The 15,910-nt window shown below is 54.7% G+C and carries 11 protein-coding genes and 1 pseudogene; 2 read left to right on the top strand and 10 right to left on the bottom strand.

The features are described from left to right. Window positions 1–313 precede the first annotated feature (313 nt). On the top strand, window positions 314–3,217 hold the full coding sequence (locus AC2FAJ_RS12035) for an autotransporter family protein (protein WP_485454182.1): 2,904 nt from the start codon (window positions 314–316) through the stop codon (window positions 3,215–3,217). A 47-nt stretch (window positions 3,218–3,264) separates the two neighbouring features. On the opposite strand, the gene AC2FAJ_RS12030 is transcribed toward AC2FAJ_RS12035, so the two are convergent. The 10 genes and pseudogenes from AC2FAJ_RS12030 to AC2FAJ_RS11985 form a co-directional block, all read right to left on the bottom strand. Next, window positions 3,265–3,498 (bottom strand): YgdI/YgdR family lipoprotein, encoded by a 234-nt coding sequence (locus AC2FAJ_RS12030; RefSeq protein ID WP_021240552.1) that lies wholly within the window; start codon window positions 3,496–3,498, stop codon window positions 3,265–3,267. A 180-nt stretch (window positions 3,499–3,678) separates the two neighbouring features. After that, complete coding sequence (gene carB / locus AC2FAJ_RS12025) at window positions 3,679–6,903, bottom strand: carbamoyl-phosphate synthase large subunit (RefSeq protein WP_041911263.1); 3,225 nt, start codon at window positions 6,901–6,903, stop codon at window positions 3,679–3,681. Window positions 6,904–6,921: 18 nt separating this feature from the next. Further along, complete coding sequence (gene carA, locus AC2FAJ_RS12020; RefSeq protein WP_048957861.1) at window positions 6,922–8,070, bottom strand: glutamine-hydrolyzing carbamoyl-phosphate synthase small subunit; 1,149 nt, start codon at window positions 8,068–8,070, stop codon at window positions 6,922–6,924. Window positions 8,071–8,524: 454 nt separating this feature from the next. Continuing rightward, a complete protein-coding gene (dapB, locus tag AC2FAJ_RS12015) occupies window positions 8,525–9,346 on the bottom strand; it encodes a 4-hydroxy-tetrahydrodipicolinate reductase (protein WP_333043315.1) in 822 nt (273 codons plus the stop codon). Between the two features lie 205 nt (window positions 9,347–9,551). Continuing rightward, a complete protein-coding gene (gene ispH, locus AC2FAJ_RS12010) occupies window positions 9,552–10,502 on the bottom strand; it encodes a 4-hydroxy-3-methylbut-2-enyl diphosphate reductase (protein ID WP_028015471.1) in 951 nt (316 codons plus the stop codon). 1 nt (window position 10,503) lies between these two features. Beyond that, on the bottom strand, window positions 10,504–10,953 hold the full coding sequence (gene fkpB, locus AC2FAJ_RS12005; RefSeq protein ID WP_003856450.1) for an FKBP-type peptidyl-prolyl cis-trans isomerase: 450 nt from the start codon (window positions 10,951–10,953) through the stop codon (window positions 10,504–10,506). Between the two features lie 57 nt (window positions 10,954–11,010). After that, window positions 11,011–11,511: a signal peptidase II gene (lspA, locus tag AC2FAJ_RS12000; RefSeq protein WP_028015470.1), complete on the bottom strand. Its 501-nt coding sequence runs from the start codon at window positions 11,509–11,511 to the stop codon at window positions 11,011–11,013. After that, window positions 11,511–14,327: an isoleucine--tRNA ligase gene (ileS, locus tag AC2FAJ_RS11995; RefSeq protein ID WP_047363421.1), complete on the bottom strand. Its 2,817-nt coding sequence runs from the start codon at window positions 14,325–14,327 to the stop codon at window positions 11,511–11,513. Before ileS ends, lspA begins: the two co-directional genes overlap by 1 nt. Window positions 14,328–14,372: 45 nt before the next feature. Further along, window positions 14,373–15,299: a bifunctional riboflavin kinase/FAD synthetase gene (gene ribF / locus AC2FAJ_RS11990; RefSeq protein WP_047363419.1), complete on the bottom strand. Its 927-nt coding sequence runs from the start codon at window positions 15,297–15,299 to the stop codon at window positions 14,373–14,375. Window positions 15,300–15,306: 7 nt separating this feature from the next. Further along, window positions 15,307–15,525: pseudogene (locus tag AC2FAJ_RS11985) on the bottom strand (DUF2575 domain-containing protein). A gap of 101 nt (window positions 15,526–15,626) precedes the next feature. Here AC2FAJ_RS11985 and rpsT point away from each other — a divergent pair. Next, on the top strand, window positions 15,627–15,890 hold the full coding sequence (gene rpsT / locus AC2FAJ_RS11980) for a 30S ribosomal protein S20 (protein ID WP_003856458.1): 264 nt from the start codon (window positions 15,627–15,629) through the stop codon (window positions 15,888–15,890). Window positions 15,891–15,910: the final 20 nt, after the last annotated feature.

Here is a 15,910-nt window from a genome sequence, read left to right as displayed (position 1 = left end):
TAAAGGGGCTGTCTTACGCTTCAAAGTAAAATGCAAGCATTGACAACCGCCCCCGCTTTAGCTGCAACAGTGGCGCAAAACAAGAAGAACCATGCGCGCGATAAATTCACCCCACAAAATAGTTATGCCTACTCATATTATTAGTAGATATTTTTAGAGAGACTTAAATCATTATTTAACAAATCAACCTGTACATAACCCATTGAAAAAATAATAATTTTATGCTTTTTGTTTTGAGCTTACGTCTTTAAGACGGCCAATATACATTTTCGCACGTTATCTGATGTTCCTTCTCTCTCAAATGGATGTGTACATGAGCAACAAATTCTTCAAATTAAATAATACAACCAAAACGCTGGGAAAGATATTTCCTGCCTTGTTGATATGCACTCCTGCGGTTGCGTTTTCTGCAACGATTGACCAATCAACTTCTGTTCCTCAAGATTTCTCATCCGATGCTGAATATGTTATTAATAAAGACGTGACGATATCTTCCGCAGATAGTGAAGCGGCAGTGTCAGTCACTGGGTTTACTGTCAACAATGTCACAAACGAAGGGAATATTTCCGGTAGGGAAACTGGCCTGAATATAAATACTGGTGCGCAAAGTGTTGTTATTAATAACGACATCGGTGCAAACATTTCTTCCACCACCGCGAATGCTGTAAATATTCAGTCATTACTCGGTGAATTCAAGAATAATGGAAATATCATAGGTGCGGAAAATGGCATTTTTATCAGTGAAAACTCCTCCGCAGTAAATATTACTAACTCCAGCACTGGAATGATAAAAGGAAAAACAGGTCTGAACTCTCAGACCGGCATTGGTATTAATAACAGTGGTACAATTATCGGTACAAGCGGTGACGCTATCACACTAGGTACTGGCAATACAAAGATATTTAACAGTGGTACCGTGCAGGGAACCCAGATTGGCATTAATGTAAAAGATACTGCAAAAGTAGATATTACAAATAGCGGAACGATTAGTGGTGATACAGCCGCTGTTATGTTTGCCAGCAATAAAAATAACACGCTGGTGCTTGATACGGGTTCCACTCTTATCGGTGACGTTATTTCCACCAATTCCACGGGAAACACTCTCACCCTGATCGGCACCGGTACGGAAGACAGTAACTTTGTCGGTCTGAACGAAGGCGACGGTTTTGCCAGTATAAAAATGATGGGCGAAAATTGGGCGCTGTCGGGCGATCTCGACATTATTGGCTCTGGCGATTCTTTGCTGATAGACACGGGCGCGTTAACCCTGTCAGGCGCGGTTTCGAATACCGGTAATACACGGGTGGCCAAAAATGCCTCGCTGCAACTGGGCGATGGCGAAAAAACCGCGACCCTCAGCGGTGGGCTCACCAACAACGGTACCGTTATTTTTAATCAGGGAAGCGATTTCACTTTCGCCACCAACATGACCGGTAGCGGTAACGTCGAAAAAGTGGATTCCAATACGCTGACCCTGACGGGCAAAAATAGCTATACCGGGGATACGGTACTGCACTGCGGTACTACGCTGGTATCTTCCGGGGCAACGCTCGGCGTTAAGGGCAGTAACGCCACCGTTACCGTTGAAAACGGCGCGACCTTTGCCACCGCAGGCGAAGTGAACAACAACATCGCGATTCTTAGCGGCGGTACGCTGGCGGCATGGAATGCAGTTCAGGGTAACGCCACGCTCAGCGCTTCCGGCGTCGATACCATCAACGGCAACGTGACTAACGGCGGCACACTGTTACTCAGTGCGGCTGATAATAGCGTTGGCAACAATTTTACGATTGATGGCGACTACACCGGCTCTTACGGTAGCCAGATTGTGATGAACAGCACCCTGGGTGAAGATAACTCACCCACTGACCACCTCACCATTACGGGTAGCAGCTTCGGTCAGTCCGGCGTCAGCATTACCAACATTGGCGGCGCAGGCGCGCAAACCATTAACGGGATGGAAATTGTCAGTGTCGGCGGCAGCTCCGAAGCCCAGTTGACCCTTGCCAAACCGGTGGTTGCCGGTGCGTGGGAATATAATCTCTATCAGCACAGCAACGGCAACTGGTACCTGGAGTCAAAGGCCACGCCTTCCGATGAACCGTCTGATAATACCGATGATGGCGATAACACCGACAACGGTGATAACACCGACAACGGCGGCAACACCGACAACGGCGGTAACACTGACAACGGCGGTAACACCGACAACGGTGATAACACCGACAACGGCGGTAACACCGACAACGGCGGTAACACCGACAACGGCAGCAACAGCGGTCCTGAAGTCATGGCTCCGGAGGTTGGCGCTTACTTAGGCAACTACCTTGCCGCGCAGAGCATGTTCCTGCACAAGCGTGACGATCGCGATCAGATCACCTTCCGTAATGAAGAAGACCTCAACACCTGGATGTACGTCAAAGGTCGCTACCATGAAAACAATGCAGGCGGCGACAAAGTCAGCTATGACACCACCACCACCGTGCTTCAGGTAGGCAGCGACTTTATGAGCAAGCCTATGGACAACGGTATTCTGCGTGCGGGCGGCATGTTCGGGGCCGGTCAGGCGAAAACTCACTCTGATGCAAAACACAACGTGCGTGATGCGCAAGGCAAAGTGGACGGCTTTAACGTCGGCCTGTATGCAACCTGGCAGGAAGATCAGAAGCTGCGCCTGGGCAGCTACGTTGATACCTGGGCCGCCTACAGCTGGTACAACAATAAAGTGACCAGCAACCGTAATGATGAAGACTACGACAGTGAGGGCTTCGCGGCATCCGTCGAAGTGGGCCATGCATGGGTGATTGATTCAGAAAATGAGCGCACCTGGAAAATCGAACCGCAGGCGCAGGTTATCTACAGCTATCTGGATCAGGAAAACCATACCGATCGCGACGGCGTGCGGGTGACAACGCTGGACAACGACGGTCTGTTTGGTCGTCTGGGCGTCAAATCAAGCTACTTCCAGCAGAAAGATGTTAAAGCCTGGCAGCCGTACGTTGCCGTGAACTGGCTGAAAGGTGCGGGTCAAAACGATCTGGCGTTTAACGGCGAGACCGTCAGCAACGATACGCCGGAAGATCGCGGTCAGTTAGAGCTAGGCGTCACCGGTAACCTGAACGACACCACCACGCTCTCCCTGCGCGCCAGCGCCGAGTGGGGTGAAAACAGCTATGCTGCTTATGGTGGTCATATCCTGCTGAACCACCGCTGGTAATCGTTCCTGAAAGACTAAAAGCCGTGGCAAACGCCACGGCTTTTTTATTAGTTATCCAGTTCGCCCATTGATTTAACCTGATCGCGGTTGATCTGCTCGGTCTGACCCGTTTCCGCATTTTTATACGACACCAGACCGGTATCATCATCGACCTGTGGTTTCCCGTCGGTGACAATGGTTTTGCCATCGGTGGTTTTCACTGCCTGGTTAGAGGAACAGCCCGCGACGGTAAACGTTGCAGTGGCGGCAAGAAGGGTGGCGATCAGTAATTTATTTTGCATGGTGTTTTCCCCTGCTCTCAGTTGAATTTCGTTATCGACCTAATAATTTTAGGCTAACTCACTGAATGCGGATGAAAAACCAGAAGGTTCTGAAGATGGATAAAGAAAAAAGGAGGGCGGGTAAGCGAAGCGCCACCCGCCATTTGCCCGGCGGCGCTACCGCCGCCGGGCCTACGCAGATTACTTGCTAATCTGCGCGTGCATTTCCTGAACCGAAATCACCTTCTCGGTGGCATCCGCGTTCAGCGCCATGGCTGTTGCGAAACCGCCGTTCAGGGTGGTGTCGTAGTGCACTTTGTATTGCAGCGCGCTGCGGCGAATCAGCTTGGAGTCTTCAATCGCCTGGCGTCCTGCGGTGGTGTTGATGATGTAGGTATATTCGCCATTCTTGATACGATCCTGAATGTGCGGACGACCTTCATGCACCTTGTTCACCAGACGCGGGTTTATGCCCGCTTCGCCCAGCACAATCGCCGTACCGTGGGTTGCGTCCAGCTCGAAGCCCTGTTTCAGCAGCTTGGCGGCCAGGTCAACCACGCGCTCTTTATCGCCTTCGCGAACGGAGAGCAGCGCACGGCCCGATTTTCTCATGGTAGAGCTGCTGCCCAGCTGCGCCTTGGCAAACGCTTCTGCGAAGGTGCGGCCCACGCCCATTACTTCCCCGGTCGAGCGCATCTCTGGCCCTAACAGCGGGTCAACGCCCGGGAATTTGTTGAACGGCAGCACCACCTCTTTCACCGAGTAATACGGCGGGATGATCTCTTTGGTTACGCCCTGCTGAGCCAGCGTCTGGCCAGCCATCACGCGCGCCGCCACTTTCGCCAGCGGAATACCGGTCGCTTTAGAGACGAACGGTACGGTACGCGCCGCACGCGGGTTGACTTCAATCAGATAAACTTCGTTGTCTTTCACCGCGAACTGGACGTTCATCAGGCCGCGAACCTGCAGCTCAAAGGCCAGCTTCTGCACCTGCTGGCGCATCACGTCCTGAATCTCCTGGCTCAGGGTGTACGCAGGCAGAGAACAGGCAGAGTCACCGGAGTGCACGCCCGCCTGCTCGATATGTTCCATGATGCCGCCAATCAGCACCATTTCGCCGTCGCAGATGGCGTCAACGTCTACTTCTACCGCATCGTCGAGGAAGCGGTCGAGCAGTACTGGCGCATCGTTGGAGACGCTCACCGCCGTCTGGAAGTAGCGACGCAGGTCGGCTTCGTCGTAGACGATTTCCATCGCGCGGCCGCCCAGGACGTAGGAAGGGCGCACCACCAGCGGGTAACCAATCTCTTTCGCCTTCTCAACGGCCATTTCAATGGCGGTCACCGTGGCGTTCGCCGGCTGCTTCAGCTTCAGACGGTCAACCGCCTGCTGGAAACGCTCACGATCTTCCGCGCGGTCAATCGCGTCCGGGCTGGTACCGATAACCGGTACGCCTGCCGCTTCCAGCGCGCGCGCCAGCTTCAGCGGGGTCTGACCGCCGTACTGCACGATAACGCCTTTTGGCTTCTCGATGCGCACGATTTCCAGCACGTCTTCCAGGGTAACCGGCTCGAAGTAGAGGCGATCGGAGGTGTCGTAGTCGGTAGAAACGGTTTCCGGGTTACAGTTGACCATGATGGTCTCGTACCCGTCTTCGCGCAGCGCCAGCGAGGCGTGTACGCAGCAGTAGTCGAACTCGATGCCCTGGCCGATACGGTTTGGACCGCCGCCCAGCACCATAATCTTGTCGCGGTCGACGGACGGGTTCGCTTCGCACTCGTCTTCATAGGTGGAGTACATGTACGCGGTATCGGTCGAGAACTCTGCTGCACAGGTGTCCACGCGCTTGTAAACCGGGTGCAGGTCATACTGGTCGCGCAGCTTGCGGATTTCCGCTTCGCGCACGCCCGCCAGTTTAGCCAGACGCGCATCGGCGAAGCCTTTACGCTTCAGCATGCGCAGGAAGTCTGCATCCAGGCCGTTGATACCCAACTCCGCCACTTTCTCTTCCAGACGCACCAGCTCTTCAATCTGCACCAGGAACCAGCGGTCGATGTTGGTCAGGTTAAATACGCCGTCGACGGACAGGCCCGCGCGGAAGGCATCGGCGATGTACCAGATACGCTCTGCGCCCGCGTCTTTCAGCTCGCGGCGGATTTTGGTCAGCGCTTCCGGGTCGTCCAGGCTCACTTTCGGGTCAAAGCCGGTGGCGCCCACTTCCAGACCGCGCAGCGCTTTTTGCAGGGATTCCTGCTGCGTGCGGCCAATCGCCATCACTTCACCCACAGATTTCATCTGGGTCGTCAGACGGTCGTTTGCGCCCGCGAATTTCTCGAAGTTAAAGCGAGGAATTTTAGTCACAACGTAGTCGATGGACGGCTCGAAGGACGCAGGCGTGCGGCCACCGGTGATGTCGTTCATCAGCTCGTCGAGGGTGTAACCCACTGCCAGCTTCGCCGCCACTTTCGCAATCGGGAAGCCGGTGGCTTTGGAGGCCAGCGCGGAGGAGCGGGACACGCGCGGGTTCATTTCGATAACAATCAGACGGCCGGTTTTCGGGTTAACGGAGAACTGCACGTTAGAGCCGCCGGTTTCCACGCCGATTTCACGCAGTACCGCCATCGAGGCGTTACGCATGATTTGATACTCTTTGTCGGTCAGCGTCTGGGCTGGCGCAACGGTGATGGAGTCGCCGGTGTGGATACCCATCGCATCGAAGTTTTCGATGGAGCAGACGATGATGCAGTTGTCGTTTTTATCACGCACCACTTCCATCTCGTACTCTTTCCAGCCAATCAGCGATTCATCAATCAGCAGCTCTTTGGTTGGGGAGAGATCCAGACCGCGCTCGCAAATCTCTTCGAACTCTTCGCGGTTGTAGGCGATACCGCCACCGGTGCCGCCCATGGTGAACGATGGACGGATGATGCACGGATAGCCCACTTCAGCCGCAACGGCCAGCGCCTCTTCCATGTTATGCGCAATACCGGAGCGCGCGGTGTCGAGGCCGATTTTCTTCATCGCCACGTCAAAGCGGCGACGGTCTTCTGCTTTATCAATCGCATCGGCGGTCGCACCAATCATGGTGACGCCAAATTCAGCCAGCACGCCCTGACGCTCCAGCTCCAGCGCGCAGTTCAGCGCCGTCTGGCCGCCCATGGTTGGCAGCACCGCGTCCGGGCGCTCTTTTTCGATGATTTTACGCACCACTTCCCAGTGAATCGGCTCGATGTAGGTGGCATCCGCCATTTCCGGGTCGGTCATGATGGTCGCCGGGTTAGAGTTAACCAGGATAACGCGGTAACCCTCTTCGCGCAGCGCTTTACACGCCTGCGCGCCGGAGTAGTCGAATTCGCAGGCCTGGCCGATGACGATCGGGCCAGCGCCAAGGATCAGGATGCTTTTTATGTCTGTACGTTTTGGCATGGTCTTCTCGGCTCCTGATTATTTAGCGGTCTTACGGTATTGCTCGATAAGTTCGATGAAGTGATCGAACAGCGGCGCGGCGTCGTGCGGGCCCGGGCTGGCTTCCGGGTGGCCCTGGAAGCTGAACGCTGGCTTATCGGTACGGTGGATACCCTGCAGGGTGCCATCGAACAGTGATTTGTGCGTCACGCGCAGGTTAGCCGGCATAGAGGCTTCATCGACGGCGAAACCGTGGTTCTGCGCGGTAATCATCACCGTATTGTTATCAATGTCTTTCACCGGGTGGTTACCACCGTGGTGGCCAAACTTCATCTTGACGGTGTTCGCACCGCTCGCCAGCGCCAGCAGCTGATGGCCGAGGCAGATGCCGAATACCGGGATGTCGGTTTCCAGGAAGGACTTGATGGCGTCGATAGCGTAATCGCACGGTGCCGGGTCGCCTGGGCCGTTAGAGAGGAAGATGCCGTCCGGGTTCATCTTCAGCACGTCTTCAGCGGAGGTTTTCGCCGGTACCACCGTCAGGCGGCAGCCGCGGTCAACCAGCATGCGCAGGATGTTGCGCTTGGCACCAAAATCATAGGCCACCACGTGGAACGGCAGTTCGCTCTCTTTTTTCGCTTCCGGCAGGTCGCCTTCCAGCGTCCAGCTCCCCTGCGTCCAGCTGTAGGCTTCGGCGGTAGTCACTTCTTTCGCCAGGTCCATGCCGTTCAGGCCCGGGAAGGCTTTCGCTTTTTCCAGCGCCAGCGTCGCATCGAGGTTATCCCCTGCGATGATGCAGCCGTTTTGTGCCCCCTTCTCGCGCAGCAGACGCGTCAGCTTACGGGTATCGATATCGGCAATCGCCACGATGTTATGGCGCTTCAGATAAGAAGAGAGGTCTTCAGTGTTGCGGAAGTTGCTGGCAATCAGCGGCAGGTCGCGAATGACCAGGCCTTGCGCATGTACCTGAGAGGATTCTTCGTCAGCCGCATTGGTGCCGACATTGCCGATATGAGGATAAGTAAGAGTAACGATTTGGCGAGAATAGGAAGGATCAGTGAGGATTTCTTGATAACCGGTCATTGAAGTATTGAAAACGACTTCCCCAACCGCCGAACCCGTTGCCCCTATGGCCCGACCGATAAACTGGGTTCCGTCTTCCAGAACCAATAGCGCTGACTTAATCAAAACACCCTCCAGAGAATATTCACTCACTTTATTTGCATATTAATTCATGACTATGTCATAGATCAATGCAAATGTGTTGCCAGCGGATTTTTGGCAAACGGCGGCATTCTGGAGATTTGGTGGGTAAAAGTCAACTTAAAACGGATATTTTGTTTATTCTTTTGCAGGACTGGCAGCTTGAATGGGATTTAACGGGCAAAAAGATCAGGTAAATCATCCTGGAAAACGCTTGCGCGGTAGGTTTTATGGAAATTAAGAGACGAGAGCGACAAAAAGTGGACCAAATGGTCAAAATTTACATTCACTTCACATAACAATGGCATAAAAGTCAGATTTATGGCCATTAACAACAAAAATCCATCTAAAACAAATAAAATAAGAGGGCAATAAATTATTGCCCTATGCAATCAATATATTACGACTGCAACAACCACATCACGATGGGTAATAAAGCTTACAAACTGTTGAGATCCAGCACATCTCGCATATCAAAAAGGCCCTTTCCTTTCGATTTCAGCCACAACGCGGAGCGTACTGCGCCATTGGCGAACGTCATGCGGCTTGACGCTTTGTGCGTAATCTCAACACGTTCACCAATATCGGCGAACATCGCCGTGTGTTCGCCGACGATATCGCCTGCCCGGACGGTTGCGAAACCAATGGTGCCCGGCACGCGTTCTCCGGTATGCCCTTCACGGGAATAGACTGCGATGTCTTTTAAATCTTTATCCATTGCATAAGCAATCGCTTCGCCCATCGCCAGCGCCGTGCCTGATGGAGCATCAACTTTATGGCGGTGGTGCGCTTCAATAATCTCAATGTCGGTGTAGTCGCCCATCACCTTCGCCGCTTTTTCCAGCAGCTTCAGCATGACGTTAACGCCTACGCTAAAGTTCGCGGCAAAGACAATCGCAATGTCGGTGGCTGCATCCTGAATGGCCTGTTTACCCGCATCATCGAAGCCGGTGGTGCCAATCACCATCCCTTTACCGTGCTGGCGGCAAAACGCCAGGTGAGTCAGGGTGCCTTCGGGACGGGTAAAGTCGATGAACACGTCAAAGTCATCTTTCACCGCATCAAGGCAGCTCTGAACGGTAACGCCTGTCTTGCCCGCGCCGGCCAGTTCACCCGCATCGGATCCCAGCAGGGATGAACCTTCACGCTCCAGCGCCGCGCCGAGTGCCACGCCATCCATTTGTATTGCCGCCTGAATCAGCTGGCGACCCATACGTCCACCCGCGCCCGCAATGGCGACACGGATCTGTGCATCATGCATAGTTATTCTCTTACGTTAAAATGATGTAAACCGTTTTCAGATTAACCAGCCTTCGTAAAGGCTGCCAACTGAAAACACCAATAATTAGAATTTAACGTGAAACCGACTCAGATATCAGTAAAAGACATGATTTTGTCGTCACGATAAAGTCCGGAGCAAAAAAAAGGCCAGCACAGGAGGTGCTGGCCTTTCATCAGAAAAGAAATTATTCCACTTCGCGGGCGTCGATACGAAGCTCTTTCGGCACTTCGAAGACGATATTCTCTTCGCGTCCTTCCAGCGGAACCGCTTCGCCCCCGCCCAGCTCCTGCAGACGAGCAATCACGTTCTGCACCAGGATATCCGGCGCGGAAGCGCCTGCGGTAACGCCAACGCAGGCCGCATTTTTCACCCACGCTTCCTGGATGTCCGTCGCGTCGTCGATTAAAAACGCCGCTTTCCCCATACGCTGCGCCAGTTCGGCCAGACGGTTGGAGTTAGAGGAGTTTTTAGAGCCGACAACCAGCACCACGTCCGCCTGTTCAGCCAGCGCGCGCACCGCTTCCTGACGGTTAGTGGTGGCGTAACAGATATCATCCTTACGCGGCCCGACGATTTTCGGGAAGCGCTGGCGCAGGGCGTCAATCACGTCAGAGGTGTCGTCTACGGAGAGCGTGGTCTGGGTCATAAACGACAGACGCGCTTCGTTTTTCACGTTCAGCGTCAGTACATCTTCCGGTGACTCCACCAGGTACATTCCCCCTTCCGGGTTGCTGTACTGGCCCATGGTGCCTTCAACTTCCGGGTGACCGGCGTGGCCAATCAGAATCGACTCTTCACCGCGACGGCTGGCGCGCGCCACTTCCATATGCACTTTTGTCACTAATGGACAGGTGGCATCGAATACGGTCAGATCGCGGCTTTTCGCTTCGTTACGGACCGCCTGAGAGACGCCGTGCGCAGAGAAGATCAGGATCGCACCGTCCGGCACTTCGCTGATCTGCTCGATGAAAATAGCACCGCGCTCGCGCAGGCTGTCGACCACGTAGCGGTTATGCACCACTTCGTGACGCACGTAAATCGGCGCGCCGTAAATCTCCAGCGCGTTTTCAACAATGCTGATAGCGCGGTCTACACCGGCGCAGAAGCCGCGCGGGTTAGCCAACAGGATCTGCATTTCAGGCCTCCAGTGCCGGATCAATCTCCAGCACTTCAACATCAAAATGAACGGTACGCCCGGCAAGCGGATGGTTGAAGTCAACGGTGATAGAGTCGCCGTTAATCTCGCGGATCACGCCAGGCATTTCGCTGCCGTCCATAGCGGTAAAGAGCATAATCGCCCCGATTTCCGGTTCGCCCGCGTCCATAAACTCGCGGCGCGAGAAATACTGAATCAGGTCCGGGCTTGGCACGCCAAACGCGGCATCCGGCTCCAGCGAGAACGCTTTTTTCTCACCCTCTTTCAGGCCCAGGAGCTGCTGCTCAAGACCTTCAGACAGGGAGGTATCGCCGAGACGAAACAGGGCAGGTTTGCCGTTATTGCGGGTGGATTCAGCCGTGGAGCCGTCATCCAGCTTCAGCGTGAAGTGAACGAGAACCGCGCTGTTGCTCTGTACGGATTTAGACATACACATTGCTCTTTAATGTTGTGCCGGGTGGCGCAGCGCATCACCCGGCATTGACAATTACGCCTGCTCTTTCGCTGCGGGTTTAGGCAAGAAGCCTTCCAGCACGATTAACGCCGCACCGATGCAGATGGCGGTGTCGGCCAGGTTAAAGGTCGCGAAGTGCCAGTCGCCGACGTAGAAGTCGATCATATCGACCACAAAACCGTGCCACAGGCGGTCAAACAGGTTGCCCAGCGCGCCGCCAATGATCAGCGCGTAGGCGATGTTATTCAGCTTTTGCGTGGCCTTCGAGCGGTACATCAGCACAGCCAGTACCACGCAGATACCGAGAGCGATACCCGCGAAGAACCAGCGCTGCCAGCCACCGCTGTCGGCAAGGAAGCTAAACGCCGCGCCGTAGTTGCGCGCATAGTGCAGGTTAAGCGACGGGAACAGCGAAACCGTCTCCCCCAGAGCGAAATTCTGGAGAATCAGGAACTTGCTGCCCAGATCGATAATCAGCACCACCACAACCAGCCACAGCCAGCGCAGTCCTGTTGAACAGAGAGTTTTACTCATCAGGCAAACTTACGTTTTTCGCCGTCACCGGCGACGTTGCTTACACAGCGTCCGCAGATGTCTGCGTGTTCCGCCACCTGGCCGATATCGGTAGTGTAATGCCAGCAGCGCGGGCACTTCTCACCTTCGGCTTTGCTCAGTGCGACTTGCAGGCCTTTGAGCAACTCGCTCTGCTGAGCATCAGCAGAAGCCTCGGCATAATCCGCAACTTTTGCACCGGAGGTCAACAGGACAAATCGTAATTCATCGCCCAGCGCGGTCAGCTTCGCCGCCAGCTCCGGTTCGGCGTACAGGGTCACTGCCGCTTCCAGAGAGCCACCGACTTTTTTATCCGCACGCGCCTGCTCGATTACTTTGTTCACTTCGCCACGCACTTTCAGCAGCTCGTCCCAGAAGGCATCGTTCATTGCTTCGGTGCTGGAGAGATCGAACAGACCTTCATACCACTCGCCGGTGAAGACATACTTCTCACGGTCGCCCGGCAGATAACCCCAGATTTCATCCGCGGTGAAGGACATGATCGGCGCCATCCAGCGCACCAGCGCTTCTGCGATGTGGAACAGCGCGGACTGGCAGCTACGGCGAGCCACGCTGTCCGCCTTCGCGGTGTACTGGCGATCTTTGATGATGTCGAGGTAGAACGAGCCCATCTCGATGGAGCAGAAGCGCATCAGGCGCTGCACCACTTCGTGGAAGTCGTAAGACTCATAGGCTTTCAGGATATCTTCCTGCGCCGCTTTCGCGCAGCCTACCGCCCAGCGGTCCAGCACGACCATCTCTTCCGGTTTCACCATGTCTTTCACTGGATCGAACCCGTTCAGGTTCGCCAGCAGGAAGCGCGCGGTGTTACGGATACGACGATAGCTGTCGGCAGCACGCTTCAGGATCTCGTCAGACACCGCCATTTCGCCAGTGTAGTCGGTTGAGGCTACCCACAGACGCAGGATGTCCGCGCCCAGCTTGTTCATCACGTCCTGCGGCGAAACGGTGTTGCCGATAGATTTAGACATCTTACGGCCCTGACCATCCACGGTGAAGCCGTGGGTCAGTACCTGACGGTAAGGCGCTTTACCTTTCATCGCGGTGGAGATCATCAGGGATGACATGAACCAGCCGCGGTGTTGGTCGGAACCTTCCAGATACATGTCGGCAGCGTGACCGGCAAACTCCGGACGCACGTCAACTACGGAGGCGTGAGTCGACCCGGAGTCGAACCACACGTCCAGGGTGTCTGGCACTTTCTCATAGTTGTCCGCGTCCGCGCCCAGGATGTCACGGGCGTCGAGATCCCACCACGCCTGAATGCCGTCAACTTCGACGCGCTTCGCCACTTCTTCCATCAGTTCCAGGGTGTTCGGGTGCAGCTCATGCGTCTCTTTATGCACGAACAGCGACATCGGCACGCCCCAGGTACGCTGACGAGAGATACACCAGTCAGGACGGTTAGCCACCATGGATTCGATACGCGCCTGGCCCCAGTCCGGGATCCACTGCACGCCTTTGATCTCTTTCAGAGACTGCTCGCGCAGGCCTTTCTGATCCATGCTGACGAACCACTGCGGGGTCGCACGGAAGATGATCGGCGTCTTGTGGCGCCAGCAGCACGGATAGCTGTGCTGCATTTTCTCAACGTGCAGCAGCGCGCCGCTGGTGCGCAGCATGTCAACGATGATGTCGTTGGCTTTGAAGACGTTGATACCATCCAGCGCCGGGTAGGTGCCAGGCAGGTAAGAACCGTCCGGGCCTACCGGGTTGGCAATTTCCAGGCCGTATTTCAGGCTGATGTTGTAGTCGTCAGGACCGTGGCCACCGGCGGTATGTACCGCACCGGTACCCGCGTCCAGCGTGACGTGGTCGCCCAGGATCGCCGGAACGTCGAAGTCCAGGAACGGGTGTTTGAAGCGCATCAGCTCCAGCGCGTCGCCTTTTACGGTGCCCAGCACGGTGTAGTCGGTGATATTCGCGCGTTTCAGCACGCTTTCAACCAGATCTTTCGCCAGGATAACCGCGCGGCCATCAATCTGCACCAGCGCATATTCGAACTCGCCGGAAAGAGAGATTGCACGGTTGGCTGGCAGCGTCCACGGGGTAGTGGTCCAGATCACCAGAGAGATCGGGCCGCTAACGCCAGGCAGACCGAATTTACCTTTAATGGCATCCTGATCGACCGCTTCGAAGGCCACGTCGATAGAAGGTGAAGTTTTGTCGTAATATTCCACTTCCGCTTCTGCCAGCGCAGAACGGCAGTCCACGCACCAGTGCACAGGCTTTGCGCCTTTATGCAGGTGGCCGTTACCGATGATTTTGCCCAGCGCACGGATGATGTTGGCTTCGGTTTTGAAGTCCATGGTCAGGTACGGGTGCGACCAGTCGCCCAGCACGCCCAGACGGATAAAGTCAGCACGCTGGCCTTCAACCTGGGTGGCCGCGTATTCGCGGCACTTCGCGCGGAACTCTGCAGCGGTGAATTTCTCACCTGGCTTGCCAAACTCTTGCTCCACTTTCAGCTCGATCGGCAGACCGTGGCAGTCCCAGCCCGGCACGTAAGGCGAGTCAAATCCCGCGAGTCCTTTGGACTTCACGATAATATCTTTCAGAATCTTGTTTACGGAGTGACCAATATGAATGCTGCCATTCGCATATGGAGGGCCATCATGCAGAATGAAGGTTTTTTTGCCTTTTTTGGCTGCACGAATGATGCCGTACAGGTCATCATCGGTCCAACGCGCCAGCATTCCCGGTTCACGCTTGGCGAGATCGCCGCGCATCGGGAACCCTGTTTCCGGCAAATTCAGGGTTGATTTATAGTCACTCATCAGATTCTCGGTTCCGTATTTATCACGTAGGCAGTTAAGCCGGTTCTAAAGCCCAAAAAACTCGCGGGCCGTTAATTCATCTCGCGCGATTTGCGCCTTAAGTTCATCCAGCGAAGCAAATCGCTGCTCGTTGCGTATTTTTTTACGCAGTATTACATCTATATGGCGACCATAAAGGTCCATTACAACGTCCAGCAGGTGCACTTCTAGCTGTTGACGCACACCGGCAACGGTAGGACGCGTGCCAATGTTGGCAACGCCGTAAAACGACTTATCGCCCAGTCCTGCCACTTCCACCGCATAGACCCCTTTAACCGGGGAAACCTGACGACGCAGCGGTATATTCGCCGTCGGGAAACCAATCGTGCGGCCCAGCGCATCGCCATGAACCACGCGGCCAGAGATGGTGAACGGATGGCCCAGCAAATTTTCTGCCGTCTCCAGTTCATCATTAGCCAGCGCCTGCCGCACCGCCGTGCTGCTGACGCGCACGCCGCCTTCACAGAAGGTCATCGCGCTGGTGACGTCAAAACCGTACTCCAGACCAGCCTTCTGTAATAGCAAGAAATCGCCCTGACGACCAGCGCCAAAGCGGAAATCATCCCCCACGGCGAGAAACTGAACGCCAAGACGCTTAACCAGCAGGTCGCTGACAAAATTTTGTGCTGTCAGTGCGGCAAAGCGGCGATCGAAACGCACACACAATACGTAGTCCACGCCGGACTCCGCCAGGTAGCGCAACTTTTCGCGCAGGCGAGTGAGGCGAGCGGGAGATTTATCGCCCGCGAACAGCTCCAGCGGCTGTGGCTCGAAAATCATCACCACAACGGGCAGGCCACGGGCCTCCCCTTCTTTACGCAATCCCTGCAACAGCGCCTGATGACCACGATGCACGCCGTCGAAATTACCAATGGTCAGCACGCACCCGTTTGGCGCTCTGCTGAGATTATGTATGCCGCGTATCAGCTTCATGTCTGGCTCAAAACAGTGAAAATCGCCAAAGTATACCTTGTACAGCGGTTAAGGTTAACCGGCGATTGTTCGCGCAAAACAGAAAGCCGTAATGATTTCATCAGGCTGACCTTTCACAGCGAAAAAATCTGCCCGTGAACTGCGATTTTTACGCCGAAAGGCTGTATTCACGAAAGACAAGCTGGTAGAATCCTGCGCCATCACTACGTAACGTAGCGTCGCTAATTAACGGCGCTTATTTGCACAAATCCATTGACAAAAGAAGGCAAAGAGGGCATATTCCTCGGCCTTTGAATTGTCCACATAGAACATATTTGGGAGTTGGACTTGGCTAATATCAAATCAGCTAAGAAACGTGCCGTTCAGTCTGAAAAGGCTCGTAAGCACAACGCAAGCCGTCGCTCTATGATGCGTACTTTCATCAAGAAAGTATACGCAGCAATCGAAGCTGGCGACAAAGCTGCAGCGCAGAACGCATTTAACGAAATGCAACCAATCGTGGATCGTCAGGCTGCTAAAGGTCTGATCCACAAAAACAAAGCAGCGCGTCATAAAGCAAACCTGACCGCGCAGATCAACAAACTGGCTTAATCGCTACTTGTTGTTGCTTG

Source organism: Enterobacter cloacae complex sp. 385G4 (genome assembly GCF_057320665.1).
The sequence above is the reverse complement of the archived record's forward strand: the minus strand, read 5'-3'. Positions and strand labels throughout refer to the sequence as shown.

Coding starts and splice junctions, on each gene's coding strand:
- carB (WP_041911263.1), bottom strand. CDS start 6,903: ATGCCAAAACGTACAGACATAAAAAGCATCCTGATCCTTGGCGCTGGC.
- ileS (WP_047363421.1), bottom strand. CDS start 14,327: ATGAGTGACTATAAATCAACCCTGAATTTGCCGGAAACAGGGTTCCCG.
- lspA (WP_028015470.1), bottom strand. CDS start 11,511: ATGAGTAAAACTCTCTGTTCAACAGGACTGCGCTGGCTGTGGCTGGTT.
- dapB (WP_333043315.1), bottom strand. CDS start 9,346: ATGCATGATGCACAGATCCGTGTCGCCATTGCGGGCGCGGGTGGACGT.
- ispH (WP_028015471.1), bottom strand. CDS start 10,502: ATGCAGATCCTGTTGGCTAACCCGCGCGGCTTCTGCGCCGGTGTAGAC.
- AC2FAJ_RS12035 (WP_485454182.1), top strand. CDS start 314: ATGAGCAACAAATTCTTCAAATTAAATAATACAACCAAAACGCTGGGA.
- fkpB (WP_003856450.1), bottom strand. CDS start 10,953: ATGTCTAAATCCGTACAGAGCAACAGCGCGGTTCTCGTTCACTTCACG.
- ribF (WP_047363419.1), bottom strand. CDS start 15,299: ATGAAGCTGATACGCGGCATACATAATCTCAGCAGAGCGCCAAACGGG.
- AC2FAJ_RS12030 (WP_021240552.1), bottom strand. CDS start 3,498: ATGCAAAATAAATTACTGATCGCCACCCTTCTTGCCGCCACTGCAACG.